The following is a 26,284-nucleotide window of genomic DNA, read 5'->3' as shown; positions in this document are numbered from 1 at the left end:
GGCGCTCACACGCCGCCTGTGCGCCCCTCCACGGCGAGCCGGCGCAGGGGCAGCATGGCAAGCCTGCGGCCGCCCAGAAACTCCGCTTCCATCGTCGCCGTCCCCGCCGCCGTTTCATTGAGATAGCGCAAATGCGGAACGGCCAGGGGCGCAGACGCCCGCCCGTCCCAGAGGGCCGGCAGGCCGTGAGCGACAAAGGCGGGCATGGACGGCACATCCCCGTGCTGTCTCAGACGCGCCCACCCATCGGCGCCCAGCGGGGCGATATGGGCATCCTCCGCAACCGCCGTTCCACCGCCGAGGCGGATCAGGAAACGCCGGTCCCAGACCGTCTCGCCGGGGCGCGCGGCCACGACCGCCGCCGCACCCATCCGCCCGGCCTCGCGGGCCACGACGATCCGGCCCTTGCGCGGCGCGATCCGGCAGCCGGCGAGCGTGCGCGCTCCGGCCTCTGCCCCGCCGGCCCATTCGGCAAGCCCCGCGAGCGCGTCATGGGCCGGGGGATGGGCGAGCCCGCCGACGGCCACCAGCAGCGCCTGCATCATGCGTTGCGCGATATCCGGCTCGGCCCGCAACAGCGCCTCCCGGTCGAGCGTGCAGAACCCGCCATCCCAGAGCACGGCGGCCTGCGACAGCGTGTCGGCGGCGACCGCGTCGAGCGCATCGGCGGCCTTTCGCGCGCGCCGCGCGGTCCGGGCGAGCGCCTCCGGCGTAAGCCCCAGGGCGGCAAGCCCGGGCAGGGCCTTGCGCACGCGCACGCGCTCGAAGGTCTCGTCATCGTTCGACGGATCCTCGATCCAGGGATGGCCCGCGACCTCGAGCGTCGCCCTCAGCCTTGCGCGCGCCACCTCCAGCAGCGGCCTCGCAAGCGTCAGGCCGCCGCGTCCGGTCTCCGCCGCCATGGCGGCCAGACCGTCGATCCCGCTGCCCCGGGCGAGCCGCATGAGAACCGTCTCCGCCTGGTCCTCGAGCGTGTGGGCGGTCGCGAGCAGGGAGGCGCCATGGGCGCGGCACCAGTCGGTCATCAGCGCATAACGCGCCTCGCGCGCCGCCGCCTGGATGCCGCTGGCAGGCTTCGCACCCGTCCAGCGCAGGGTTTCGTGAGACAATCCGCAGCGATCCGCCCAGCCGGCGACCGTGCGGCATTCCCCAGAGGCCTCCGGGCGCAGCCCGTGATCGACGGAGAGCACGGTAACCCGAGGACGTTCGGCTTCGGCAAGCGCCGCACGCCAACGCGCGGCCAGCAGCATGAGCGCCGTGCTGTCGGGCCCGCCGGAGACGGCGAGCGCGAGATGGCCGGTCCCCGTGAACGGCGCGAAAAGCGCCGCGGTCTCCTCCGGTGTCAGGGGCAGCGCCGCGTCAGCAGCCTGCCTGCGTGCTTTCCTGCTTTGCCTGCTCAACGACCTTTGTCGCCTTCGGATAGGCCTTGCCCACCTGCGCCAGCGTAGCGCAGGCCTGTTTCGTCTGGCCGAGCTGCTTCAGCGTGAGCCCGAGCTTGAACAGGCTGTCCGGCGCCTTCGGGCTCTTGGCGTAATTGCGGTAGCCCTTGAGGAAGGCCTCGGCGGCCTGCTTGTAATCGCCGCGGGCATAGAAGGTCTCGCCGAGCCAGTATTGCGCATTGCCGGCAAGCTCGTTCGAGCCGTACTGGCTCAGGAACGTTCGGAAACCGTTCTCCGCCGCACCGTACTGGCGCTGAAGCAGGTTCTCGTAGGAGCGCTCATAGAGCGCGTCCGGCCCCGTGCCCGCGGTGCTCGCATTGTCGAGGCTCGCCGTCTCGACCGGCTCCGGCAGCGCCGAGACGCCCATGCCGGAGGCCGCCGGGGCCGACGCGCCCGAGCCCGTACCGCCCGATCCGTTATAGCCGGATCCGCCAGACGCCGAGCCGTTATAGGCCGAGCCGTTGTCGGCCGATCCTGCATAGCCCGAACCGGAGTAGCCCGAATTGCCCGCCCCGCTGCCGGCATCGCCGAGCACCATCGGGCCCGAGCCGGAAACCGTGTCCTGCCCCGCGGTGGCCGGACGGCCGTTCTCCGGCGGCACATAGCCGAGATTGGAGCCTTCCTGCTCCATGGCGCTCTGGGGAATGGTCGCAAGAACCTGGGCGCCCGGAGCCTTGTCGAGCTCCAGCGGCCCGCCCATCCCGTCGGCACTGCCGGTGGCGAGCCCGTCCGCGCCGTATCCCGGCGCGCCGGCATGGCTCGCTCCGCCCGTCCCGGCATCTCCGGAGCGGCGGGCCTCCAGCGCACGCATCCGCGTGTCGAGATTGCGCATCTCGTTCATGAGCGTGCGAAGCTGCTGCTCGATGCTGTCGAGGCGCTGCTCCACACCGCCGGACGGTGCGCCACCGCCGCCAGCCGCCGCGCCCGGCTGCATGGCATCCACCTTGCGCTCGAGCTGCATGATCTTGTCGTAAAGCGCGTTCATCTGCGCGTTCTGCGCCTGCGCCGGGGCGAGCGCGCCCCATGCCATCAGGCCCATCAGCGCCAGTCCCGCCGCGGCGCGCCGCGCGAGCCTGTTTGGCGATTGTCGAGCTGCCACGGAGCTCCTCCAGCCGTCCCGTTCAGATTGCGGAGCCGATCCGGCGGTCGCCGGATCGATCGCCGGCAGACCGCCCCGCCGGGGTGCACCCGGCGTCTCAAGCGCCATGAAGATGGCGAAGAACCTTGGAAACATCAAGGCATCTTCGCCGGCCCGGCCCAGAACGCGGAAAAGCGCGCCCCGGGAGGGAGCGCGCTATCCGAAGCTCGAAAGACATCGGCTATGCGGCGGCCGTCACCCGGAGGCCGCGCCCGACATGATGATCGTGACCGCACGGCGGTTCTGCGACCAGCAGGACTCCGCGTCGCACAGCGCGACCGGGCGCTCCTTGCCGTAGGCGATGGTGCTCAGGCGCGAGGCGTCGATGCCCTGCGAGACGAGGAAGTTGCGCACATTGGTGGCGCGCTGGGCGGACAGTGCGAGGTTGTATTCCCGCGTGCCGCGCTCGTCGGCATGGCCCTCGACCTGCACCTTGATCTGCGGGTAGAGCTTCAGCCAGGCGGCCTGACGGCGCAGCGTCTCCCTGGCTTCGTCCGACAGGGTCGTCACGTCGGTCGTGAAGAACACCCTGTCACCGACATTGAGAACGAAATCGCGCTCCGAGCCCGGCACGGCGGCTTCCTGCTGCTGCAGGTCGGGCCGGTCGGACGACGAACAAGCCGCAACCGCGAGCATGCCGAAGACAATTGCCGCGAATTTGAGCTTCGCAATATGACGCATCATGAGGTCCCACTCCTTGAAAACATTGTCCGACCGCAAAGCAATCCGGGTCGGTATGGCCGCGCCTCAGGCCCACCTCGCCCGCTTTCACGATTGCCCCGGGCCTTTATCCTCGTCGCCCAGCTCAGCCCTCTTCAAAACCTCGGTCCACCGGCGTTCCGGTTAATACCGCCTGGCCCCTATTTCAGCAAGGCCGACCAGGAGGGATCGGAAGCAAAGTTCGGCGTCGGCACCTGCTGTTCGTTATAGCCGGTGAGATCGACCGTCCAGAGCCTCGGTCCTCCCCGCTCCCCCGGCGTGTCCCGGAAGAACATGATGACGCGTCCATTGGGCGCCCAAGTCGGTCCCTCATTGTGAAAGCCTTCGGTTAATATTCTCTCACCGGTGCCGTCGGGGCGCATCACGCCGATCAGGAACCGGCCGTTCAGAAGCTTGGTGAAGGCGATGAGGTCGCCGCGCGGCGACCAGACCGGGGTGGAGTAGCGGCCCCGCCCCGCCGAGATGCGCTGCTGGCCCGAACCGTCGGCATTCATGACATAGATCTGCTGGCTGCCCTCGCGGTCGGACTCGAAGGTGACCTGGCGCCCGTCGGGCGAATAGCTCGGCGCCGTCTCGATGGAGGGCGTATCGGTGAGCTGGCGCGTCTCCCGGCTGCGCAGGTCCATCGTGTAGATGTCGGAATTGCCGCCCTGCTGCAGGCTCAGGATCACATGCTGGCCGTCGGGCGAGAAGCGCGGCGCGAAGGTCATGGTGGGGAACACGCCCACGATCTCCCTCTGGCCGGTCTCGATATTGTAGAGATAGACGCGCGGCCGCCCGCCCGCATAGGAGACGTAGGTGATCTCCTGGGAATTGGGGCTGAAGCGCGGGGTGAGCACGAGGCTCTGCCCGTCGGAGAGATAGCGCAGATTCTCCCCGTCCTGGTCCATCAGTGCCAGCCGCTTGACGCGCTTGTCCTTCGGCCCGCTCTCGTCGATGAACACGATGCGGGTGTCGAAATAGCCCTTCTCGCCGGTCAGCCGCTCATAGACCGCATCGGCAATGAGATGGCCGATGCGCCGCCAGTTGCGCGGCGTGGTGACGAATTGCAGCCCGACCATCTGCTGCTGGGCATAGACGTCCCACAGTCGGAACTCCGCGCGCAGCCGACCGTCGGGCAGGACGGTCACGCGCCCCGTCACGAGAGCCTGCGCCTGAATGATGCGCCAGTCGCCGAAGCGCGGCGCCTGGTCGAAATTGGAGACGGTCTCGATGAAGGCCTCGCGCGGCAGCGGGCGGAACAGCCCCGAGCGCTTCAGGTCCGCAGAGACGACGGCGGCGATATCCACGCCGTAGCGGCCCGCCTCCTCGCCGGAGCCGACGAAATTGGTGATCGCGATCGGCATCGGCTCGATCTGGCCCTTGGTGATGTCGAGCTCGATCACCGCGCGCGCCGGGGTTGCAAGGCCCGCAACGGCAATCAGCGGCAGGAGCGCGAAAAGCACGAGGCGGCACGCCGTCCTGCTGAGATCCCTGAAATAGTGAGGCATGGGTCTTTGGCTCGTCTCGTTGACAGATCAGGTGCCGTACATCTTGCTCGGATCGAAGTTAAGGATCACTTCCCGCCAGGACTCGTACTTCTCCGCCGGCATGTCGTAGGGCTGACATGCGAGCACGGCACGGATGGCGGCATCGGCGGCCGCCGGGAACTGGGGAGCGGGATCGCTGTTCAGCAGCTGGGGCTGGCCGGTGACCGCCCCATTCCGCTCCATCGAAAACTGCAGGCGAACGACCAGGTTGGGCGCCGCGGTGAGGCCGGGCGGCGGCGTCCAGCACCGCGAGATCTGGCGGCGCAGCCATTCCACCTCGTTGGCCGTGATCTGGTTGTCCTGCCCGCTCACATCCGCCGGCCCCTGGATCGGCGTTCCGGCCGTATCGGAGGGTTGCGGCGAAGCCTGCTCCTGGTCCGGCAGCTTGTTCAGCAACGCGGAGATCTCGTCGGGATTGAAATCGTCCCTGGGCTCCGGCGTCTTCTGGGCGAGTTGCGGGGGCGGCTTCGGCTTGGTGCGCGGCTTCGGCACGGGCTTGGCCTGCGTCTCCGGCTCCGGCGCCTTCTCCGGCGCGGGCTCGGGGGCCGGCGCAGGTTCGGGCGCGGGCTCCGGTTCCGGCTGGGCTTCGGCCTGCTCGGGCTCTGGCTCAGGTTCCGGAGCTGGCTTGGGCGCCGCCTTCTCAGGCTCCGGTGCCGGCTTGGGCTCGGGTGTCTCGACCTTCTTCGGCTCCGGCGGTGCGGGCTTCTCCTCCGGCTTCGGCGCCTCCTCCGTCTCCTTCTGCATCGCCTGCAGCCTGGTAACGTCGTCGAGCGTCACCAGTTCCACGGGAATGGAGGCGGTATCCTCCGTCAGGGAGGCATCCGGAGACGGCAGGACGATCACGGCGGAAATCAGGATCGCCGTGTGTAGGAGGAACGAGACCAGTAGGCTCCAGCGCATTCCGGCATACTACCGCTTGTCCTCGGAATCGGTCACCAGTCCGATCCGCCTGAACCCCGCAGCGTTCATGGCGCCCATGACCTGCATCACGGTTCCGTAGTTCACGTTCCTGTCGCCGCGAACATAGATACGCTCATCGTAGCCGCTGTCCGTTATCGCAATCAATTTCGGCACGAGCGTGTCGAGGTCGACCTCGGTCTCCTGCAGGAAGATCTGGCCTTCCGGGCTGACCGTCACGGTGAGCGGCTCCTTGTCGCCCTCCAGGGCCTTGGCCTGCGTCTCCGGCAGCTCGATCGGCACGCCGACGGTGAGCAGGGGGGCGGCCACCATGAAGATGATGAGCAGCACCAGCATCACGTCCACGAATGGCGTGACGTTGATCTCCGCCATCGGCACATAGCCGTTGCGCTTGCGGCCGCGCCGCCCGTTTCCGCCGTTGAAGTGACCCACGCCGACTGCCATTGCCGTCGCCTCGCTGCCGTTGTGCGATCAGCCCCGCTCGTCGAGCTGGCGGGAGATGATCGCGGAGAATTCGTCCGCGAAGTTCTCCAGCCTCGCGCCGATGCGGGAGAGATCGGTGGAGAACTTGTTGTAGAAGATGACCGCCGGGATCGCCGCGAGCAGGCCGAGCGCGGTGGCGGCCAGCGCCTCCGCGATGCCGGGCGCGACCACGGCGAGATTGGTGTTCTTCGACACCGCGATCGCCTGGAAGCTGTTCATGATGCCCCAGACCGTACCGAACAGGCCGATGAACGGCGCCGTCGAGCCGACCGTGGCCAGGAACAGCAGCCGGCGCTCGAGCCGGGCCATCTCCTTCTGGAGCTGGACCTCCATCACCTTCTCGATGCGCTTCTGGACGCCCGCGAAGCCGGAGCGCACGGCGCTTTCCTGGCTGCGTTTCCATTCCCGCATCGCGGCCATGAACAGGGCCGCGCAGGACCGGTTGTTGCGCGGACCGAGCGTGAGATAGAGATCCTCCAGCGACTGGCCGGACCAAAACATCTGCTCGAACTGGTCGGCATCGCGGCGTGCCCGCGCGACCAGGGTGAATTTCTCGAACACGATCGCCCACGTCCAGACCGAGGCGAGCAACAGCCCGATCATCACGATCTTGACGACGATATGCGCCTGGAGAAATAGACCGATCATCGAGTAATCGGCCTGCTGGGCCACGCCCTGAGCGAGCTCGACTTCCATGAACTCCTCTGAGTGTTAATCCGGGGCCAGCCCCTCTGGCGCCCCGCCATACTGAACCATGCGCGTCGGCGGCGAAACAATGCCTACAAACATGTCGAAACTGCGGCGTTCCGGGGCATCTGCCGACGCCGGCCGGACTGCCGGGCACTCACGGGATGCCACGCCCTCGCGGGCAACCCGACGCCCACACAACCAGCCCATGGTTAAGGGAGCGTTACGACACCGCGCCGAAAAGGGCAATGGGCCTCTTTGTCCCTGCCGAGCGGATGCGGCCCCCGCGACGGCGCTATCCCTCCCCGTCCACGCCGGGCCCGTCGGGATGCATGCGCTCCAGCGCCGCCGTCATCCCGGCCGACAGGCGCACGGGTCGGCCGCGCCGGTCGACGACCGCGGCAGTCACGAGCGCGGTGAACAGGCAGTCCTCTCCCCGCAGGATGCGCTGGTCGAGCACGATGCGCGCGCGGCCCAGCGCGGCAAGGCTCGTATGCACCTCCAGCACCTCGTCGATCCGGGCGGGCTTGAGGAAGTCCGCCTCCATGCGGCGCACGACGAAGCCGGTCCAGTCGTGCCCGCCCGTGCCGACGAGCTCGTGGTGGTGCACACCGAGAAGGCGCAGGCAGTCCGACCGGCCGCGCTCGCAGAACTTCACGTAGTTGGCGTGGTAGACATAGCCGGAGAAGTCGGTGTCCTCGTAATAGACCCGAACCGGCAGGCGGTGCACCCTGCCCTCGATGCGCCCGGCGAGATCCGGCCAGCGGCCGGGCGCGGCGTCGCGTTCACTGCTCGTTGCCATCGCCCCGGAACAATTCGCCCTGCATGGTCTCCAGCCGCCCCGGTACCGCCAGCCCCAGATGGGCGAAAGCGACCGGCGTCAGGAGCCGGCCGCGCGGGGTGCGGTTGACGAAGCCCTGCTGGATCAGGAACGGCTCGATGATCTCCTCGATGGCATCGCGCGCCTCGCTCAAGGCGGCGGCGACCGTTTCCACGCCGACCGGCCCGCCGCCGAAATTGAGCGCGATGCACTCCAGATAGCGCCGGTCGAGCGTGTCGAGCCCGCGCCCGTCCACATCGAGATGGAGGAGCGCCTGGTCGGCGACCTTGTCGTCGACCTCGCCGGCGCCGGCGACATCGGCGAAATCGCGCACCCGGCGCAGGAGCCGGCCGGCAATGCGCGGCGTGCCGCGCGAGCGCTTGGCGATCTCGCGCGCGCCGGCCTCCGACATGGCGAGTCCCAGCATGCGCGCGCCGCGCGTGACGATGTCGAGAAGCTCCGCCTCCTCGTAGAATTCGAGCCTGAGCGGAATGCCGAACCGGTCGCGCAAGGGCGTGGTGAGCAGGCCCGTCCGCGTCGTCGCACCGACGAGGGTGAAGCGCGAAAGATCGATACGCACCGAGCGCGCCGCCGGCCCCTCGCCGATGATGAGATCGAGCTGGAAGTCCTCCATGGCGGGATAGAGGATCTCCTCCACCGCCGGGTTGAGCCGGTGGATCTCGTCGATGAACAGGACGTCGCGCTCCTCCAGATTGGTCAGGAGGGCGGCGAGATCGCCGGCCTTGGCGATGACCGGTCCGGAGGTCGCACGGAAATTGACGCCGAGCTCGCGCGCGACGATCTGGGCGAGCGTCGTCTTGCCGAGCCCGGGAGGTCCCGCCAGAAGAACGTGGTCGAGCGCCTCGCCGCGCGTGCGGGCGGCCTCGATGAAGACCTTCAGATTGGCCTTGGCGCGTCTCTGGCCGATGAAGTCGTCGAGCCGGACCGGGCGCAGCGTGGTGTCCGCGGCATCGCCCGCCCGCTCCGCGCGATCGACAAGTCGCTCCTCGCTCATGGCGCCAGTTCCTTAAGGGCCAGCCGGATCAGCTCCTGCGTTGCAGCCGTCTCTCCGGCCTGCGCGGTCGCCGCGGCCACCGCCTGGCCGGCCTGCAGCTGAGGGTAGCCCAGATTGACCAGCGCGGACACCGCATCCGCCGCGGCCGATGGCTGCGCCCCGCCGTCCGCTCCCACGCCGAGCCCGACGAGACCCCGGTCGGCGAGGCTGATCGCCGGCGCCTTGTCCTTCAGCTCCGACACGATGCGCTGGGCGACCTTCGCACCCACGCCCGGCGCCTTGGAGACGAGCGCGCGGTCCTGCATGGCGATGGCGTTGGCGAGCTCCGACGGGGTGAGCGTGGAGAGCACGGCGAGCGCGACGCGCGTGCCCACGCCCTGCACGGACTGGAGCAGGCGGAACCAGTCGCGCTCCAGCGCGGTGGCGAAGCCGAAGAGGCGGATCTGGTCCTCGCGCACATGGGTCTCGATCTCCAGTACCGCCGCCTCGCCCGCGGGGGGAAGCTGGGAGAGCGTCCTGGTGGAGCAGACCACGTGATAGCCGACGCCGTTGACGTCGACGATCACCCAGTCCTCGCCATAGGAATCGATATTGCCCCTGAGCTTGCCGATCATGACGCGACGGCCCCCGCTGCGATGCGCGCGACCGCGCTTGTCCTGTGATGGGCATGGGTGACGGCGACGGCGAGCGCGTCCGCCGCATCCGCGCTGTCCGGCTTGCAGCGCGGCAGGAGGATCTTGACCATGTGGTGAATCTGGTCCTTGTCGGCATGGCCGGCGCCCACCACGCATTTCTTGACCGCATTGGGCGCGTATTCGGCCACCGACAGGCCGGCGGCCGCCGGCACCAGGAGCGCCACGGCGCGGGCATGGCCGAGCTTGAGCGTGGAGCGCGCGTCCTTGTTGACGAAGGTCTCCTCCACCGCCGCCTCGTCGGGCGTCCATTCGGCGACCACGCGGGTGAGCTGCTCGTGGAGGCTCAGGAGCCGCTCGGCAAGCGGCAGGCGCTCATCGGCCTTCAGCGTGCCGCCGGCCACATAGCCGAGGCGCGAGCCTTCCGCCGTGATCACGCCCCACCCCGTCCGGCGCAAGCCCGGATCGATCCCGATAATGCGAATCGGTGCCTGTGTCATAGGGTTTCAATACACGAGGCACCGCACCGGGCCCAAGCCCGGAAATCACGGGGCTGCCGCTTTTGTGTTCCCGTTTCGTCCGATGGCGCCCGTGACCAGCGCCACGCCGAGCGACACGCTCGCGATGCCGAGCATCGTCCAAGGCCCCGGCAGTTCGCCCAGAAACGGGATGGCAAAGAGCGCGGCAAGGCCCGGAACGAGGGCGGAGAAGGCGGCCGCCCCGGTCGCCCCGAGGCGGGCCACCGCGAAGCCGTAGCTTGCCAGCGCCACCACGCCGGACAGACCGCCCTGGATGGCAAGCTGGCCCCACACCTCCGCCGCCGGGACGCGGGCAAGACCGCCGCCTCCGGCCCACAAGACGGCGGGCAGCAGGATCAGGACCGACCATATGCCGATCAGCCCCGCCGCCTCGAAGGGGGTGAGCCCCGTCCGGCGATAGGCATGGGTGTAGCCCGCCCAGCACGCAGCCGCAGCGAGGAACAGGAGGTGACCACGCCACGCGCCATCCGTGCCGGCAAGCGCCGCGCCGCCGCCGATCGCCACGATCCCCGCCGCGATCATGGCAAAGCCCGCAACGCGCAGGCGGGTCTGGCGCTCGCCCAGGAGCGCCCAGCCGATGAGCGCGGCGAAGAGCGGCATGGTACCGGGCAGAAGCGCGCCCACATCCGCCGCCGGCGCGAACTGCATGCCGCTTGCGGCCAGCATGAGGAAGGGTGCGCCGGCGCCGGCCACCATCATCGCCAGGGCCGACGGGGCGACGCCGCGCGGCAGGAGCCCACGCCGCAGCCACCAGGGCGCGAAGACGAGCGCCGGCAGTCCGAAGCGCAACAGCCCGACGGCTGCGGGATCGAGCCCGGAGGTGACGGCGTGGCGCGTGCCGACCACCCATCCCGACCAGATCGTCACGGTCAGCAGCGCGGCGGCCACCCCGCCAGTGCCGGGACCTCGCCGCCGGCGAGGCGCCGGCGCAGACCGGTTATCGCATTCATCGCATCCTCCGTTACCGGGATGCGGCGAACGATAGCGGACACCCTGCAGGCAGGTCCTTGCAAAGAAGGCCTCGCGAATCTCACTTATGCGCTATAATATTGCTTTATTTCTCTATAATGAGACAGATCATGCCAAAACCGGATCTCGACCAGAAGGACCTCGCCATCCTCGCCGCCCTGCAGCGGGACGGACGGCTGACCAATGTGGAGCTTGCCGAGACGGTCGCCCTGTCTCCCTCGCCGTGCCTGAGGCGGGTGAAGCGGCTGGAGCGCATGGGCGTGATACGCGGCTATCGGGCGGTGCTCGACCGCCGTGCCGTGGGGCTGGGCCTCACCGTCTTCGTGGACATCCGCGTGGAAAAGCACAGCTTCGAGAACGCAGCAGCGCTCCATGAAACCCTCCTCGCCATGCCGGAGGTGGTCTCCTGCCACATGATCTCCGGCGAGGCCGACTTCCTCGCCGAGGTCGTCGTGCCCGACCTCGACGCCTATGAGGAGCTGCTGACCGGCAAGCTCCTGCGCCTGCCCATGGTCAAGGATATCCGCTCCAACTTCGCCATGCGGCCCGTCAGGACGGACGGGCCCCTGCCCGTCGCACAGGCCGTCCCCTCGTCCCGCGCCTGACACAGGGACGCCACATGGACGCCCGGCTATCGCACGCGCTATGAGGACACGGAGGATCCGCCCGTCTCAGGCCCCGAAAGGCCCTGCCCCCCGTGTTTTCCGACCCGCATGTGCTCGTCCTGATCGCTGCGGCCCTCATGGCCGGCACGGTCGGCGGGTTTGCGGGCTTCGGCGGCGCGCTCGTCTTCATGCCGCTGGCGAGCGCCCTGATCGAACCGCGCATGGCGGCTGCCGCCTTCCTCGTCGTGAGCGGCGTCCTGACCCTCCCGCTCTTCGTGCACGCCGTCAGGCTGTGCCGCTGGTACCAGATCCTGCCGACGGCGCTTGCCGCCATGGCGACCGCGCCGCTTGGCGCCTGGATCCTCGGCACTGCCGATCCCCTGGCGTTGCGCTGGGCGATCAGCGCGCTGGCGCTCGCGCTTCTCGGACTCCTGATGTCGGGCTGGCGCTATCGCGGCGAGCCGCCGGTCGCCGCCTCGCTCGCCGTCGGCTGCGTATCGGGCCTGCTTGGCGGCATCAGCCAGGTCGCCGGCCCGCCGGTCATCGTGTTCTGGATGAGCGGGCCCAATCCGCCCCACGTGCTCAGAGCGAACTTCATCGTCTATTTCACGGTGACGGGCCTTTCCACCTTCGCCGCCTATCTGTGGAACGGCTTCTTCTCGGGTGCGGTGGCGGAACTCGTCGTGGCGGTCACGCCGGCCTATGCGCTCGCCCTGTTCGTCGGCGCATGGCTGTTCCGCCTCGCCTCGGCCGCCTTCTATCGCCGGCTCGCCTTTGCCGCGGTCGCAGCCGCCGCGATCACCAGCATGCCGGTCTTCGACGGGATGCTGAGATAGGGCGTCCGGACTTGCCAGAAACCGCCGGGCAGAGGAGCGGACCTACGCCGCTCCGGCCGGCCCCTCTCCTTACGCCGCGGTGAGCCGCGCCATGATCTCGTCGGAGACCTCGAAGTTCGAATAGACGTTCTGCACGTCGTCGTCGTCGTCGAGCGCACCGATGAGGTTCATGAGCGTCCTCGCGCGGTCCTCGTCCACCGGCGTGTTGGTCTGCGGCCGCCAGATGGGGCGCACGGTCTGCGCCTCGCCGAGCGCGCCCTCGAGCCCCTGGGAGACATCGTTGAGGTCCTCGAAGACGCAGGTGACGATGTGGCCGTTCTCGTCGGACTGGACATCCTCCGCCCCGGCCTCGATGGCCGCCTCGAGAACGGTCTCCGCATCGCCGGCATCCGCCGGATAGACGATCTCGCCCACCCGGTCGAACATGAAGGAGACCGAGCCCGTCTCGCCGAGATTGCCGCCATATTTGGAGAAGATGGCGCGCACCGCGCTCGCCGTGCGATTACGGTTGTCGGTCAGCGCCTCCACGATCACCGCCACGCCGCCGGGCCCGTAGCCCTCGTAGCGGATCTCCTCGTAATTGTCCGAATCGCCGCCTTCCGACTTCTTGATGGCGCGCTCGATATTGTCCTTGGGCATGGACTGCGCCTTGGCGTTCTGGATCGCCAGCCTCAGGCGCGGATTGCCATCGACGTCGGACCCGCCGACCTTGGCGGCCACCGTGATCTCCTTCGACAGCTTGGAGAACAGCTTGGAGCGCGCGGCATCCTGGCGCCCCTTGCGGTGCATGATGTTCTTGAACTGCGAATGTCCAGCCATTCCTCGACCTCTCGTCTCGCCGCATGTCCGACGGGCCGCCACCCCCGATCGCGACGAGGCGCGAACCGTCTCAGCGGTCTGTCATGTGTGTCAGTCGGGCGCTTTATAATCGCCGAGGCGGCATGAATCCATAGGGTGGGCGATCAGGGCGCCTCCGCCGGCTCCTCCAGCCAGAAGGACGGCAGGGCCGGCTCCAGGGCGCCGCCGACCCGGATCGCGCCGATCCGGAGGGCGAGCCCCGTCGCATCGTCGGTCTCCACGGCGACGCCCGACATCGTTCCCTCGCCCTTGGCCGGGGCGAGCCGCCCCGTCGGGATCTTGCGGGTGAACCGCGTGATCGGCTCGGCGGGATCCATGCCGATGACAGAGTCGTAGGTGCCCGACATGCCGGCATCGGTCATGTAGGCCGTGCCGTTGGCCAGCACATGATAGTCGGCGGTCGGCACATGGGTATGGGTGCCGACGACGAGGCTCGCGCGCCCGTCGAGGAAATGGCCGAGCGCCATCTTCTCCGACGTGGCCTCGGCGTGGAAATCGACGAGCGTGGCATCGCAGGCCTCGCGCAGCGGGCAGGCCTCGACCTCGCGTTCGATCGCCTCGAACGGATCGCCGAGCGGATCCATGAACAGCCGCCCCATGGCGTTGATGACGAGCGCGGTCTTGCCCGACGCGGTGTCGAACAGCCCTGCCCCGCGCCCCGGCGTGCCGGCGGGATAGTTCAGCGGCCTGAGAAGACGCGGCTCGCGCTCGATGAAGACCAGCGCCTCCTTCTGGTCCCAGGCGTGGTTGCCGAGAGTGACGACGTCGGCGCCGGCGTCCCTCAGCTCATGGAAGATCTCCTCGGTGATGCCGAACCCGCCGGCGGCATTCTCGCCATTGACCACCACGAGATCCGGCGAGACGCGCTCGCACAGGCGCGGCAGCTCGCGGCAGACCACCTTCCGGCCGATCCGGCCGACCACGTCTCCGATAAAGATCAGTCGCATTCATCCTCACGATCCGGCGGGCGGGGCCTCCTGCCGCGCCAGCCTAACGGGGCCCTTCTCGGTCAGCACGAGATCGACCGGCTCGTCATTGTCCCCGCGCGGAACCGCCTCGACCTCCTGGGCCGAATAGGCGATCCCCACGGCCAGGACGGGCTTGAGCCGGCGCAACCGGTCCAGCGTGCGATCGTAGAAACCGCCCCCGTAGCCGAGACGGTAGCCCGACCGGTCGAAGGCGAGCAAGGGAACGAGCAGGATGTCGGGATCGACGGTCTCCGCATCGGCGCGCGGCACGGGAATGTCCCAGCGCCCGGGTTCCGTCGGCTCGCCCGGACGCCACCGGCGGAAGACGAGCGGCTCGCGCGGCCTGACGACGACCGGCAGGCACGTTCCCCATCCCGCATCGGCCATGGCGGCCAGAAGCGGCAGGCAATCGATCTCGCTGCCATAGGAATGGAAGCCGGACACAGTCCGCCCGCGGGCCTCGCCGAGCGCGGCGGCGGCAAGCGCCGCCAGCGCCTCGCCGGCCTTGCCGCCATACTCGCCATGAGCGCGCTCGCGCGCCGCCATCATCTGCGCGCGCAGAGCCTTCTTGCGTGCCGCCAGGCCGGCCTCGTCCCGGACCTCGTCCATATCGCGCTCCCTTTTACGGTTGTCCCGCCAGCGCCGCCGCACCTGCGGTCCGGGCTCCAGACACCCGAAACGGAACCGGCCCGCATCTCCGCCCGCCGCCCCGTGGCGTGCGATCCCACGGGAAGAGGCAGGCGGAGAAGCGGGCCGGCGCGGCATGACTCCCGCCGAAGGAGGCAAAGCCGCCCTGGCCGTCGGAATTTCGATCCCGGGTTCCTACTCAACGTAGGTGGGTGCCGTTTGGAAGAAGCCACGGCTCCAACCAGGGACAGCTCCCATAAGGATCGGTATAGGCCCCAGGGAAACGTGTTCCTGACGCACCGGGCAGCCCGCCATCTCCGTATTTAGGGCGCCGCCGCCGCCGGGTCCACCACTGAATGGCGGGCGCGGGTGCCGGCGCCCGCGTCATGCGACAATTCGCCCCGCAGGCGGTCAGGAGGAGGCATCGCCCCGGCTGTTGAGGTTGCGGCTGAGCGCCTCGAGCTTCGCCGCCGCCGCCGTCAGCCGCTCGGCCACGCGGTCTTCCACGGACGGCCCTCTCGGCTCGTCGCGGGAACCGCCGCCCTGCCCGTCGAGCTGCTCCTGCAGGTCCTCGATGCGCTGAAGCGCCTCGGCAAGCTGGTCTGTGATGACGAGCCCCGCCATCAGAAGCAGGCGCGAATCGCCGACCTGGCCCACGCTGTGCTTGAGCTTGGTCACCTCTCGGTCGATCAGTTGCGCAAGCTCGGCGAGATGCTCTTCCTCGCCATCTCCGCACTGCAGCGTATAGGGGCGGTCATTCACCCTGACGACGACTTGCGCCATATTGCTTCAAAGCTCCAGAATCATACCGGTTCGCGCGGATACTAGCGCATTTTCCGGCCCGCTTGTCCCGTCTCGTCTGCACCCGCCGCGGGGGCTGTTCGCCAAGGCTGCCGGCTACTCGCCCAGAACGGTGCGGATACGCGACATCGCGTCGTCGATCCTGCCGACCGCCTTCGTCCTGGCGTCGGCCAGCTCGCTGTTGCGCTCGCGCAGTCCCTTGAGCTCGTCGACGAGGCGGGCGCGATCCTCCCTCAGCGCCTCGAGCTCGGCCTGCAGCGCGGCGTGCCGGTCGTCCTCGCCGGCCCCCGCCCCGTCGCCGCCTTCCGCCCGCCCGGGTGCGGTCCCGTGATGTTCCATGGCCGTCGCCAGCTCGTCGATCGCCGCGTCGAAACGGCTCAGCGCTTGTTCCAGTCGTGAAGCATCCGGCATTGCATGCACGCTCCGTTTCGTTTAAGGCCCCGATCTTGCCTAATAGAGCGGATCGCCACAAATAGGGCGAAAAGCTTAGGCACTTGCCGGTTTGAGCGTCAATCATGAACCCCGGCTGCACCGCAAATACGACAGGCTCGCGGCCGCGCATTGCCAGCGCGGCGCATAGGTCGCGTTATCCACGCCCGGGCGCACAGGCCGGCAAGGAGCGTTGACTCGCTAGGGGCAGGTGGTATTTGTGGCGCCGGTTTTAATGGGCGGCTAAAGACATGACCCCAGCCAATTCCGCGGCATCGGCCTCGCGTGCTCCGGCCGTCCAGGACGTTGCCGACGCCGAGCTTCAAAAGCACCGCAACATGGCCAATGCGCTGAGGGCGCTGGCCATGGACGCCGTACAGCAGGCCAAGTCCGGCCATCCCGGGCTGCCGATGGGCGCGGCCGACATCGCGACCGTACTGTTCACGCAGTTCCTGAAGTTCGACGCCACCGCGCCGGACTGGCCGGATCGCGACCGGTTCGTGCTGTCCGCCGGCCATGGCTCGATGCTGCTCTACGGCCTGCTCCACCTCCTCGGCTACGAGGACATCACGATCGACGAGATCAAGCGCTTCCGGCAGCTGGGATCGCGCACGGCGGGCCATCCCGAATATGGCGCGGCAGCCGGAATCGAGACAACGACCGGGCCGCTCGGCCAGGGGCTCGCCAACGCCGTCGGTATGGCGATGGCGGAACGCCACCTCGCCGCGACCTTCGGCAAGGACGCGGTCGACCATTATACCTATGTGCTGGCGGGCGACGGCTGCCTCATGGAAGGTATCAGCCAGGAAGCCATCGCGCTGGCCGGCCATCTGAAGCTGTCCAAGCTCATCGTGCTGTTCGACGACAACGGCATCTCCATCGACGGGCCCGTGGACCTCGCCGACTCGACCGACCAGCTGAAGCGCTTCGAGGCGTCGGGCTGGCACGTCACCCGCGTCGACGGCCACGACCCCTCGGCCATCGCTGCAGCGATCGCGGCGGCCCGCGAGGCGCCGGAGCCGGCGCTCATCGCCTGCCGCACCGTCATCGGCTACGGCGCGCCGAACAAGCAGGGCACCGCCGGCGTCCATGGCGCACCGCTGGGTGCCGAAGAGATCGCCGCGGCGCGCGGCGCGCTCGGCTGGAGCGAGGATGCCTTCGATATCCCTTGCGAGGTGCGCGACGCCTGGCGGATCGCCGGCATTCGCGGCTGCAAGAAGCGCAAGGCCTGGGAAGGCCGCATCGCCGCCCTCGACCCGGAGACGCGCGCGGAGTTCGACCGGCGCATGCGCGGCGACCTGCCGGCCCGGCTGGACCAGGCGTTCGCCGCCTACAAGATGGCGCTCGCCAAGGAAGCCCCGGCGCTGGCCACGCGCGCATCCTCGCAGAACGCGCTCGACGTCATCAACGAGGTGCTTCCGGAGACCATCGGCGGGTCCGCCGACCTGACCGGCTCCAACAACACGCGCTCCAGGGACATGGCGGCGATCACCCCGGACGACTTCTCCGGCCGCTTCGTCCATTACGGCGTGCGCGAGCACGGCATGGCGGCCGCCATGAACGGCCTGGCGCTCCATGGCGGCATCATCCCCTATGGCGGCACCTTCCTCGTGTTCTCCGACTATTGCCGCCCCTCGATCCGGCTGTCCGCGCTGATGCACCAGCGGGTGATCTACGTGATGACCCACGATTCCATCGGCCTCGGCGAGGACGGACCCACCCACCAGCCGGTCGAGCACCTGGCGAGCCTGCGCGCCATGCCGAATCTCATGGTCATGCGCCCGGCGGACGCGATGGAGACGGCGGAGTGCTGGGAAGCGGCCCTGCGCACTGGCGACCGGCCGAGCCTCCTCGCGCTGACCCGGCAGAAGGTGCCGGCGGTCCGACGCGAATTCTCCGCCGACAATCTGTGCATGCGCGGCGCCTACGACCTCGCCGTGCCGGAGCGCGAGTCCGACGTGGTGATCTTCGCCACGGGCTCGGAGGTGGAGATCGCGCTCGAAGCCAAGGCCAAGCTCGATGCCGCCGGCCACCCCGCCCGCGTCGTGTCGGTGCCGTGCTTCGAACTGTTCGACGAGCAGTCGCCCGACTACCAGGCCTCCGTGCTCGGCACCGAGCCGGTGCGCGTCGCCATCGAGGCGGCGGTGTCCATGGGCTGGGAGCGCTTCATCGGCACGGACGGCATCTTCATCGGGATGCACGGCTTCGGCGCGAGCGCGCCGGCGGCCGACCTCTACCGGCATTTCGGCATCACCACGGACGCGGTCGTCACCGCCGCACTGGCGCGCTTCACCGAAGGAGGCGCCTGAGACCCGCGGGGGCCCGGTACGGGGGGCGCTTCACCCCAAGTTTCAAAAGCCGAGACAGGAGCTGGACAGCTATGACGGTTCGGATAGCCATCAACGGGTTCGGACGGATCGGGCGACTCGTATTGCGCGCGGTCGCGGAATCCCAGCGCAACGATCTTGAGGTCGTCGCCATCAACAACCGTTCCGAGCCGGACATGGCCGCCCATCTGTTCAAGTACGATTCGGTGCACGGCACCTTCCAGGGCGCCGTGTCCACGACCAGCGACAGCATCGATATCGGCGCCGGCCCGATTGCCTATTGCCGCGAGGAGAAGCCCGCCGACCTGCCCTGGGCCAAGCATGGCGTCGATGTCGTGCTCGAATGCACCGGCAAGTTCCGCACGCGCGACCAGGTGCAGGCCCATCTCGATGCCGGCGCCGGCAAGGTGCTGATCTCCGCGCCCGGCAAGGGCTCCGACCTCACCGTCGTCTATGGCGTCAACCACCGCGACATCGAGCCCGGCAACACCGTCGTGTCAAATGCCTCCTGCACGACGAACTGCCTGGCCCCGGTTGCCATGGTGTTGAACGATTTGTGCGGTATCGAACGTGGCTTCATGACCACGATCCACGCCTATACCACCGACCAGAGGCTGCTCGACAACAGCCACAAGAGCGACCTGCGCCGGGCGCGCGCGGCGGGCATGTCGATGATTCCGACCTCGACGGGCGCGGCGAAATCCATCGGCGACGTGCTGCCCGCGCTCAAGGGCAAGCTCGACGGCACCTCGATCCGCGTGCCGACGCCGAATGTCTCGCTGGTCGATCTGGTCTTCCTGCCGGGCCGCACCGTCACCGTGGAGGAGATCAACGCGGCCATGGCGGAGGCCGCGCGCGGTCCCCTCAAGGGCGTGCTCGACATCTGCACCGAACCGCTCGTCTCCATCGATTTCAACCACAATCCGGCATCGGCGACATTCGACGCCGGGCAGACCCAGGTGGTCGATGGCGGCCTCGTGCGGATCGGCGCCTGGTACGACAATGAATGGGGCTTTTCCCACCGGATGAACGATACCGCGGCCTATATGGGCGGACTCTGACAGCGAGGGGGCAGGACCGGTGACGCTGACCGAGGAGACCGGAGTTGCATCGTTTCGTACGCTCGACGACATCGATCCCAAGGGCAAGCGCATCCTGCTCCGGGCCGACCTCAACGTTCCGCTGGAGGGCGACGAGGTGCTCGACTCGACACGCATCTCGCGCGTGGCGCCCACCATCAGGGAGCTGACCGGCAAGGGCGCCATCGTCATCGTCCTGTCCCATCTCGGCCGGCCGAAGGGTACCGTCGTCCCCGACATGACCCTCAAGCCGGTCGCCGAACCGCTCGCCAAGGCCGTCGGCCTGCCGGTCACCTTCGTGGAGACCACATGGGACGACGACGCGCCCGAACGCGCGGTCGCCGCGGCGCAGCCGGGCGACGTCCTGCTCATGGAGAACACCCGCTTCCATCCCGGCGAGGAGCAGAACCAGCCGGGCTTCGTGCGCAAGCTGATGGATCTCGGCGACATCTATGTCGACGACGCCTTCTCCGCCGCGCACCGCGCCCACGCCACGACCGAGGGCATCGCGCATTTCCTGCCCGCCGTCGCCGGGCGGGCGATGGAGGCGGAGCTCAGGGCGCTGGAGGTCGCGCTGGAACATCCCGAGCGCCCGCTCGTGGCCGTCGTCGGCGGCTCGAAGGTCTCAACGAAGCTCGACCTGCTGGGCACGCTCGCCTGCAAGGTCGACACGATGATCATCGGCGGCGGCATGGCGAACACCTTCCTTGCCGCCCGCGGCAAGCCCATCGGGCGGTCGCTTTGCGAGCACGATCTGGTCGACAGGGCCCACGAGATCCTTGACCAGGCGGAGGCCGGCGGGTGCAATATCATGTTGCCGGTCGATGTCGTCGTGGCTGAGGATTTCAAGCCGCATGCCCATCACCGCACGGTGGATGTGGAGAAAGTCAACGCCAAGGAACGCATCCTCGATATCGGGCCGAAGACGATCCAGGCGGTCAATGACTGCTTCTCCAAGGCCCGCACGCTCGTGTGGAACGGGCCTTTCGGCGTCTTCGAGCTGGAGCCTTTCGACCGCGGCACGGTGCTCACGGCACGCCACGCCGCGGAGTTGAGCCGGGAGGGCCGGTTGCGCTCGGTCGCCGGTGGCGGCGATACTGTCGCGGCACTCAACCATGCCGGCGTGACGGACGATTTCACCTATGTGTCCACCGCCGGCGGCGCGTTTCTGGAATGGCTGGAAGGCAAGTCCCTTCCCGGCGTAAAGGTACTGGAGATCGGCAAGGCAGGCTGATCGACCCCGCGTAGGTGAGACATATCGCACGCGATCAGCCGCTCATGCTCTGGCAGTCGAAACGATGGACGATCGTTCATGCGGAACAGGGGAGCGGAAATGACTGGAAAGTTGCAGGACACGGCTCATGCCATGGTCGCGCCGGGAAAGGGTATCCTGGCTGCCGACGAAAGCACGTCCACCATCAAGAAGCGGCTCGCCTCCATCGGCGTGGAGTCGACGGAGGAGGCGCGGCGGGACTATCGCGAGATGCTGTTCCGCTCGCACGACGCGCTGTCGAACTACATCTCCGGCGTCATCCTCTATGACGAGACCCTGCGCCAGAAGGCCGCCGACGGCACACCCATGGTGGAGATCATCGCCTCGGCGGGCACGATTCCCGGCATCAAGGTGGATACCGGCGCCAAGCCGCTGGCGGGCTGCCCGGGCGAGAAGGTGACGGAGGGCCTCGACGGCCTGCGCGAGCGGTGCACGCAGTATTACGAGCTCGGCGCGCGCTTCACCAAGTGGCGCGCGGTCATCGCGATTGGCGAGGGACTGCCGAGCCGCACCTGCATCCACACCAACGCCCATGCGCTTGCCCGCTATGCCGCGCTCGCCCAGGAGGCCGGCCTCGTGCCCATCGTCGAGCCGGAAGTGCTGATGGACGGACCGCACACCATCGAACGCTGCTTCGAGGTGACGGAGGCCGTGCTCAACGCCGTCTATGACGAGCTCTACGCCCAGCGCGTCGTGCTCGAGGGCACGCTTCTCAAGCCGAACATGGTGCTGTCCGGCACCGAATGCCCCGACCGCGCCGGCGTCGAGCAGGTGGCGGAGGCGACGGTGACGTGCCTCAAGCGTACCGTCCCGGCCGCCGTGGCGGGCGTGGTGTTCCTGTCCGGCGGGCAGTCGGACGAGGAGGCGACGGCACATCTTTCAGCCATGAACGCGCTCCACGACACACCGTGGCCTCTGAGCTTCTCCTACGGGCGCGCGCTCCAGGCAGCGGCCCTGCACGGCTGGGGCGGCAAGGCGGAGAATGTGGCCAGCGCCCAGGCCGCCTTCGCCCATCGCGCGCGCATGAACAGCCTCGCCGCGGACGGCCGGTGGTCGGCGGCAGCCGAGCAGGAAAAGGCCGCCTGAGGCCGACCGAGAGACGGTCGAGGCGGCCGCCCCCGGCGCGCGGCCTCGCCGAAGCGCTTGAGATTCACAGGACGAAGACGTAGGTGCCATGCCCCGTTGCCGGCTTTTTCTCGTCACACCGCCCGACGGCGACCCCGATCGGCTCGCACGGGCCCTGTCGGCGGCAGTGGAACAGGGCAATATCGCCTCTCTGCTGATCCGCTGCGGCGACGACGACAGCGGCCTGCGGGCGCTCACCGACGCGCTCATGCCGGTCGCCTTCGCGCACAATGTGGCCGTGCTGCTCGACGACAGGCCGGAACTTGCCGCCGAGCTCGGCGCGGACGGCGTCCAGGTGCCGGGCGACGCGGCACGCTATGCCGAGGCGCGCCGGATTCTGGGGACCGACCACATTGTGGGCACGTATTGCGACACCTCGCGCCACACCGCCATGGAGCTCGGCGAGGCGGGCGCCGACTATGTCGCGCTCGATCAGGAGGTGACGGCGAATGCCGGTGGCGCCGGCGATGGCGAGCCGATCATCGGCTGGTGGGCGGCGCTGTTCGAGGTGCCCTGCGTGGCCTACCGACCGGCAGGCGAGCGGGACGTGGCCATGCTGATCTCCCAGGGTGCCGACTTCATCCGCCCGCCCGACGAGATGTGGCAGTCCGCCGAGCACGCGCGAAACGCCATCCGCCGGCTCAACACGCTGATCGGCGAAGGGGCGCCGGCATGACGCGCACCGGGAGACATCTGGCGGGCCTTGCCGCCGCGGCGATTGCCGCCACGGTGCTTCACGGGGTCGCACGCGCCGACTACAAGACCGCCTTCGACGCCTATGTGAACGAGGATTACGAGACCGCCTTCGCCGAGGCGGAGCCGCTGGCGGAAGCCGGCGACGCCCGCGCGGAGACACTGCTCGGCGCGCTCTACGAATCGGGCCAGGGCACCGTCCGCGATCTCGACATGGCGGTGCGCTGGTACAGCGCCGCGGCCGACAAGGGCCATCCGGGCGCCCTGTTCTCGCTGGCCGTGATGTATATCGACGGTCGCGCAGGCACGCGCGACATGGCCAAGGCGCGCGAGCTCCTGGAGCACGCCGCGGAGCGCGACTATGCGCCCGCCCAGCACAATCTCGCGCTGTTCTATGCCGGCGCCGACGGCTCCGAGCCCGACTGGGCAAAGGCCGCCGAGCTGTTCCGCAAGGCCGCCGAGCAGGGCCTGCCCGATGCCGCCTACAATCTCGGCGTCCTCTATGCCCAGGGCAACGGCGTGGAGAAGAACATGGTCGAGGCCGGGAACTGGATCTCCAAGGCCGCCGTATCCGGGCTTGCCGACGCCGCGCTCGACTATGGCGTCATGGTGTTCCGCGGCGAGGGCGTGAAGAAGGACGAGAAGATCGGCGCCCAGTGGCTGGTGATCGCCGCCAACAAGGGCAATGTCGTGGCGCAGAACCGCGTCGCCCGGCTCTATGCTTCCGGGCGCGGGCTCGAGCAGAACCTAGTGGAGGCCGGGAAGTGGCACATCCTCGCCAAGCGCGCCGGGCGCGGCGACGACTGGCTCGACGGCATCATGGCGAAGATGAGCGCGGAGCAGCGCGACGAGGCCCAGCGGCGGGCCAACGCCTTCGAGGCGACCCATGACGGGACCGACAAGGCCGGCCGCGGTGGCCCGAATGACAGCGTCACGGCCCCAGGCAGCAGCAAGGGCAACGCGCTGAAGCCGCCGGACGATAAGCAGGGCTAGGGGGCTCCCCGTCCGGACGTTTCGGGTCCGGCCCCTCTGCCCATTCGGCGCAGGCGACATGCGTTTTCTGCTGCACGGGCGCAAGAGACTTGTTAATGATCACGCCGACAGAGGGACAGGTGGCGTTTCGCAAGGCCGCACGGGGTCCCATTGCGACGAGAACCGTTTGAATTGCAGGATCATCGATGAAGATCAACGGCAACGAAATCCGACCGGGCAACGTCATCCAGCACAAGGGCGGGCTCTGGGTCGCGGTCAAGCTCCAGCACGTCAAGCCCGGCAAGGGCGGCGCCTATGCGCAGGTGGAGCTGAAGAACGTGGTCGACGGCACGAAGCTCAACGAGCGCTTCCGCTCATCGGAGACGATCGAGCGCGTCCGCCTGGAGCAGAAGGACTTCCAGTATCTCTATGCCGAGGGCGACATGCTCGTCTTCATGGATACCGAGACCTACGAGCAGATCGAGCTGGCCCGCGACTTCGTCGGCGACGAGCGCGCGGCCTTCCTGCAGGATGGCATGCAGGTGACCGTGGAGCTGTTCGAGGAGAAGCCGCTCGGCATCTCGCTGCCCGAGCACGTGACGCTCGAGGTTACCGAGGCGGAGCCCGTGGTGAAGGGCCAGACGGCCTCGTCCTCCTACAAGCCCGCCGTTCTGGAGAACGGCGTGCGCGTCATGGTGCCGCCCTTCGTCAGCGCCGGCGAGCGCATCGTCGTCGATACCAGCGAGGTGACCTATGTCCGCCGCGCGGACTGACCGGCCGTCGAGGCTTCCGCCGCAGCATCGGGGAGACAGCTAATGGCGCGTTCGGCGCTTCTCAACGTGATGGTGCAGGCCGCCCGCAAGGCCACGCGCAATATCAGGCGCGACTTCGGCGAGGTGGAGAACCTGCAGGTCTCCATGAAGGGTCCTGCGGATTTCGTGTCCGCCGCCGACCGGCGCGTGGAGCAGGCGCTCCATCAGGAGCTGGAGCGGGTGCGCCCGGGATACGGCTTCCTGATGGAGGAATCCGGCGCGATCAAGGGCGCCGATCAGAGCCATCGCTGGATCGTCGACCCCATCGACGGGACGACCAATTTCATCCACGGCATTCCCCATTTCGCGGTGTCCATCGCGCTCGAGCGCCATGGCGAGCTGGTGGCGGGCGTGATCTACAATCCGATCATGGACGAGCTGTTCGTCGCCGAGCGCGGCGGCGGCGCGTTCCTGAACGACCGGCGACTGCGCGTGACGCAGCGGCGCGAGCTGTCCGACGCGGTCGTCTGCTGCGGCATCCCCCACCGGGGGCGCGGCGACCATGCGCTGTTCCGTCACGAGCTGGCGCGCGTCCAGGCCAAGGCGACCGGCATCCGCCGTTCCGGCTCCGCCGCGCTCGATCTCGCCTATGTGGCCGCCGGACGCTACGACGCCTATTGGGAGCGCGGCCTGAAACCGTGGGATATCGCGGCGGGCATCGTGCTCGTGCGCGAGGCCGGCGGCACGGTCAGCGACATCGACAGCGGGCGCGACATGCTCCAGACGGGCAACATCATGGCGACCAACGACGCGCTCCATGGCGAGCTTGGCCGGGAGCTCAAGGCGGCGCAGACGGCCTCCTCGGCCCGGCAGGCGGCGGGCTAGGCCCGCACCATGCCGCGTAACGGGTGAAATCGGAGCGCTTTCGGTTTATGTTGAGCGCGGAAACGGGCGGGAAAAACGGGATCCGGCACGACGGGACATGGCCAAGGGCTTGGAATACACGGTACTGACGCAACCGCGGATCTACCTGATCCGCATGATCGTCTTCGTCATCCTGGTCGCCTTCCTGGCCGCGATCCTCTATCCGCAGATCCAGTCGGCCTTCATGGCCAATCCCGGGCTCAACGGGCTGATCGTCGGCGTTCTGGTGATCGGTATCGGCTATGCGTTCCGGCTGGTCTGGCGGCTGTTTCCGGAGGTCAACTGGGTCAATAATTTCCGGGTCGCCGATCCGGGACTGGAGGTGGCCCATCCGCCGAGCCTTCTCGGTCCCATGGCGACGCTCCTGCGCGACCGGCAAGGGCGTATGGTGCTGTCGCCCCTGTCCATGCGCTCGCTGCTCGATTCTCTGGCCTCCAGGCTCGACGAATCGCGTGACATCTCGCGCTATCTCATCGGGCTGCTCGTCTTTCTCGGCCTTCTCGGCACCTTCTGGGGCCTTCTGCAGACGGTGAGCTCGGTCGGCGACACGATCCGCGCGCTCGACGTCACCTCGGGCGAATCGGGCACCATCTTCGAGGAGCTGAAATCCGGCCTGGAGGCCCCGCTCCAGGGCATGGGCACGGCATTCTCCTCCTCGCTGTTCGGCCTGGCGGGCTCGCTGGTCCTCGGCTTCCTCGACCTGCAGGCGAGCCAGGCGCAGAACCGGTTCTACACCGATCTGGAGGACTGGCTGTCCTCGGTCACCGACATCGAGGCGGGCGACGCCCTGGCCGCGGGAACGGGCGCCGTGCCGACCGTGCTCCACGCCGATCTGAGCGGCATGGAGGAGAGCCTGGAGCGCATCAACCGCACGCTCGACAACGCGCTCTCCCCGGAACCCTCCGACGAGGGGGAGACGGACGAGACGGCCGATGTGGAATCCATCACGCTGCTTGCCGAAGCCGTCCAGGACCTCGTGCGCCAGATGCGCGAGGAGCAGCAGATGGTCCGCGACTGGGCCCAGGCGCAGGCCGACCAGCAGGCGGAGATGAAGGTCGTTCTCGACCGGCTCGCATCGAACGGCGAAATGTTCGGGAACCGTCGCGTCGCGGGCGAGGAGTAGCCC

28 protein-coding genes and 1 other RNA gene are annotated in these 26,284 nt (G+C 68.5%); 11 read left to right on the top strand and 18 right to left on the bottom strand.

What is annotated here, in order from left to right:
- Positions 1 to 5: 5 nt before the first annotated feature.
- The 12 genes from tilS to HW532_RS15365 form a co-directional block, all read right to left on the bottom strand.
- Entirely contained in the window at positions 6 to 1,400 is a 1,395-nt protein-coding gene (tilS, locus tag HW532_RS15420) for a tRNA lysidine(34) synthetase TilS (protein WP_213161312.1), read from the bottom strand.
- Positions 1,360 to 2,538 carry a tol-pal system protein YbgF gene (ybgF, locus tag HW532_RS15415; protein WP_213161311.1) on the bottom strand — a complete coding sequence of 393 codons (1,179 nt, stop codon included), beginning with the start codon at positions 2,536 to 2,538 and terminating at the stop codon, positions 1,360 to 1,362. The genes tilS and ybgF overlap by 41 nt, the downstream gene beginning before the upstream one ends.
- A gap of 234 nt (positions 2,539 to 2,772) precedes the next feature.
- Positions 2,773 to 3,258 (bottom strand): peptidoglycan-associated lipoprotein Pal, encoded by a 486-nt coding sequence (gene pal / locus HW532_RS15410; RefSeq protein WP_213164604.1) that lies wholly within the window; start codon positions 3,256 to 3,258, stop codon positions 2,773 to 2,775.
- A 179-nt stretch (positions 3,259 to 3,437) separates the two neighbouring features.
- Positions 3,438 to 4,787 carry a Tol-Pal system beta propeller repeat protein TolB gene (gene tolB, locus HW532_RS15405; protein WP_213161310.1) on the bottom strand — a complete coding sequence of 450 codons (1,350 nt, stop codon included), beginning with the start codon at positions 4,785 to 4,787 and terminating at the stop codon, positions 3,438 to 3,440.
- Between the two features lie 27 nt (positions 4,788 to 4,814).
- Entirely contained in the window at positions 4,815 to 5,726 is a 912-nt protein-coding gene (locus HW532_RS15400) for a cell envelope biogenesis protein TolA (RefSeq protein WP_213161309.1), read from the bottom strand.
- A gap of 9 nt (positions 5,727 to 5,735) precedes the next feature.
- Positions 5,736 to 6,188, bottom strand: coding sequence for a protein TolR (gene tolR / locus HW532_RS15395; RefSeq protein WP_213161308.1), 453 nt, complete (start codon positions 6,186 to 6,188; stop codon positions 5,736 to 5,738).
- A gap of 27 nt (positions 6,189 to 6,215) precedes the next feature.
- The gene (gene tolQ / locus HW532_RS15390) at positions 6,216 to 6,923 is read right to left on the bottom strand and encodes a protein TolQ (protein WP_213161307.1); all 708 of its coding nucleotides are present in this window, start codon (positions 6,921 to 6,923) and stop codon (positions 6,216 to 6,218) included.
- Between the two features lie 286 nt (positions 6,924 to 7,209).
- Positions 7,210 to 7,716: a tol-pal system-associated acyl-CoA thioesterase gene (gene ybgC / locus HW532_RS15385; RefSeq protein ID WP_213161306.1), complete on the bottom strand. Its 507-nt coding sequence runs from the start codon at positions 7,714 to 7,716 to the stop codon at positions 7,210 to 7,212.
- Positions 7,700 to 8,749, bottom strand: coding sequence for a Holliday junction branch migration DNA helicase RuvB (gene ruvB / locus HW532_RS15380; RefSeq protein ID WP_213161305.1), 1,050 nt, complete (start codon positions 8,747 to 8,749; stop codon positions 7,700 to 7,702). Before ruvB ends, ybgC begins: the two co-directional genes overlap by 17 nt.
- On the bottom strand, positions 8,746 to 9,363 hold the full coding sequence (ruvA, locus tag HW532_RS15375; RefSeq protein ID WP_213161304.1) for a Holliday junction branch migration protein RuvA: 618 nt from the start codon (positions 9,361 to 9,363) through the stop codon (positions 8,746 to 8,748). The genes ruvB and ruvA overlap by 4 nt, the downstream gene beginning before the upstream one ends.
- Positions 9,360 to 9,881: a crossover junction endodeoxyribonuclease RuvC gene (gene ruvC, locus HW532_RS15370; protein ID WP_213161303.1), complete on the bottom strand. Its 522-nt coding sequence runs from the start codon at positions 9,879 to 9,881 to the stop codon at positions 9,360 to 9,362. The genes ruvA and ruvC overlap by 4 nt, the downstream gene beginning before the upstream one ends.
- Before the next feature lie 45 nt (positions 9,882 to 9,926).
- A complete protein-coding gene (locus tag HW532_RS15365) occupies positions 9,927 to 10,808 on the bottom strand; it encodes a DMT family transporter (protein ID WP_213161302.1) in 882 nt (293 codons plus the stop codon).
- A gap of 191 nt (positions 10,809 to 10,999) precedes the next feature.
- On the opposite strand from HW532_RS15365, the gene HW532_RS15360 reads away from it, so the two are divergent.
- Positions 11,000 to 11,494 carry an Lrp/AsnC family transcriptional regulator gene (locus tag HW532_RS15360; protein ID WP_213161301.1) on the top strand — a complete coding sequence of 165 codons (495 nt, stop codon included), beginning with the start codon at positions 11,000 to 11,002 and terminating at the stop codon, positions 11,492 to 11,494.
- Positions 11,495 to 11,586: 92 nt separating this feature from the next.
- Positions 11,587 to 12,330: a sulfite exporter TauE/SafE family protein gene (locus tag HW532_RS15355; RefSeq protein ID WP_213161300.1), complete on the top strand. Its 744-nt coding sequence runs from the start codon at positions 11,587 to 11,589 to the stop codon at positions 12,328 to 12,330.
- Positions 12,331 to 12,399: 69 nt separating this feature from the next.
- Here HW532_RS15355 and HW532_RS15350 read toward each other — a convergent pair whose 3' ends face one another.
- The 6 genes from HW532_RS15350 to HW532_RS15325 form a co-directional block, all read right to left on the bottom strand.
- Positions 12,400 to 13,149 carry a YebC/PmpR family DNA-binding transcriptional regulator gene (locus tag HW532_RS15350; RefSeq protein ID WP_213161299.1) on the bottom strand — a complete coding sequence of 250 codons (750 nt, stop codon included), beginning with the start codon at positions 13,147 to 13,149 and terminating at the stop codon, positions 12,400 to 12,402.
- 143 nt (positions 13,150 to 13,292) lie between these two features.
- Positions 13,293 to 14,135, bottom strand: a complete 843-nt coding sequence (locus tag HW532_RS15345) for a TIGR00282 family metallophosphoesterase (protein WP_213161298.1) — start codon at positions 14,133 to 14,135, stop codon at positions 13,293 to 13,295.
- 6 nt (positions 14,136 to 14,141) lie between these two features.
- A complete protein-coding gene (locus tag HW532_RS15340; RefSeq protein ID WP_213161297.1) occupies positions 14,142 to 14,765 on the bottom strand; it encodes a 5-formyltetrahydrofolate cyclo-ligase in 624 nt (207 codons plus the stop codon).
- 172 nt (positions 14,766 to 14,937) lie between these two features.
- Positions 14,938 to 15,096: non-coding RNA, 6S RNA (gene ssrS / locus HW532_RS15335), on the bottom strand.
- Between the two features lie 98 nt (positions 15,097 to 15,194).
- Positions 15,195 to 15,566, bottom strand: a complete 372-nt coding sequence (locus HW532_RS15330; protein ID WP_213161296.1) for a cell division protein ZapA — start codon at positions 15,564 to 15,566, stop codon at positions 15,195 to 15,197.
- Between the two features lie 114 nt (positions 15,567 to 15,680).
- Entirely contained in the window at positions 15,681 to 15,995 is a 315-nt protein-coding gene (locus HW532_RS15325) for a DUF4164 family protein (RefSeq protein WP_213161295.1), read from the bottom strand.
- 356 nt (positions 15,996 to 16,351) lie between these two features.
- Here HW532_RS15325 and tkt point away from each other — a divergent pair, with 356 nt between their 5' ends.
- From tkt to HW532_RS15280, 9 genes are all read left to right on the top strand, one after another.
- The gene (tkt, locus tag HW532_RS15320; protein ID WP_246479977.1) at positions 16,352 to 18,322 is read left to right on the top strand and encodes a transketolase; all 1,971 of its coding nucleotides are present in this window, start codon (positions 16,352 to 16,354) and stop codon (positions 18,320 to 18,322) included.
- A gap of 71 nt (positions 18,323 to 18,393) precedes the next feature.
- Complete coding sequence (gene gap / locus HW532_RS15315) at positions 18,394 to 19,401, top strand: type I glyceraldehyde-3-phosphate dehydrogenase (RefSeq protein WP_213161293.1); 1,008 nt, start codon at positions 18,394 to 18,396, stop codon at positions 19,399 to 19,401.
- A 25-nt stretch (positions 19,402 to 19,426) separates the two neighbouring features.
- Positions 19,427 to 20,653 carry a phosphoglycerate kinase gene (locus HW532_RS15310; RefSeq protein WP_213164603.1) on the top strand — a complete coding sequence of 409 codons (1,227 nt, stop codon included), beginning with the start codon at positions 19,427 to 19,429 and terminating at the stop codon, positions 20,651 to 20,653.
- 99 nt (positions 20,654 to 20,752) lie between these two features.
- Complete coding sequence (locus tag HW532_RS15305; protein WP_213161292.1) at positions 20,753 to 21,778, top strand: class I fructose-bisphosphate aldolase; 1,026 nt, start codon at positions 20,753 to 20,755, stop codon at positions 21,776 to 21,778.
- A gap of 88 nt (positions 21,779 to 21,866) precedes the next feature.
- Positions 21,867 to 22,493 carry a thiamine phosphate synthase gene (locus HW532_RS15300; RefSeq protein ID WP_213161291.1) on the top strand — a complete coding sequence of 209 codons (627 nt, stop codon included), beginning with the start codon at positions 21,867 to 21,869 and terminating at the stop codon, positions 22,491 to 22,493.
- Entirely contained in the window at positions 22,490 to 23,503 is a 1,014-nt protein-coding gene (locus HW532_RS15295) for a tetratricopeptide repeat protein (protein ID WP_213161290.1), read from the top strand. Before HW532_RS15300 ends, HW532_RS15295 begins: the two co-directional genes overlap by 4 nt.
- A 185-nt stretch (positions 23,504 to 23,688) precedes the next feature.
- Positions 23,689 to 24,255 (top strand): elongation factor P, encoded by a 567-nt coding sequence (gene efp / locus HW532_RS15290; protein WP_213161289.1) that lies wholly within the window; start codon positions 23,689 to 23,691, stop codon positions 24,253 to 24,255.
- A gap of 42 nt (positions 24,256 to 24,297) precedes the next feature.
- Positions 24,298 to 25,119, top strand: a complete 822-nt coding sequence (locus HW532_RS15285; protein WP_213161288.1) for an inositol monophosphatase family protein — start codon at positions 24,298 to 24,300, stop codon at positions 25,117 to 25,119.
- A gap of 97 nt (positions 25,120 to 25,216) precedes the next feature.
- Positions 25,217 to 26,281 (top strand): flagellar motor protein MotA, encoded by a 1,065-nt coding sequence (locus HW532_RS15280; protein WP_213161287.1) that lies wholly within the window; start codon positions 25,217 to 25,219, stop codon positions 26,279 to 26,281.
- The last annotated feature ends 3 nt before the right edge of the window (positions 26,282 to 26,284 follow it).

This window comes from Kaustia mangrovi (genome assembly GCF_015482775.1).
GTDB classification, from domain to species: domain Bacteria; phylum Pseudomonadota; class Alphaproteobacteria; order Rhizobiales; family Im1; genus Kaustia; species Kaustia mangrovi.
The sequence above is the reverse complement of the archived record's forward strand: the minus strand, read 5'-3'. Positions and strand labels throughout refer to the sequence as shown.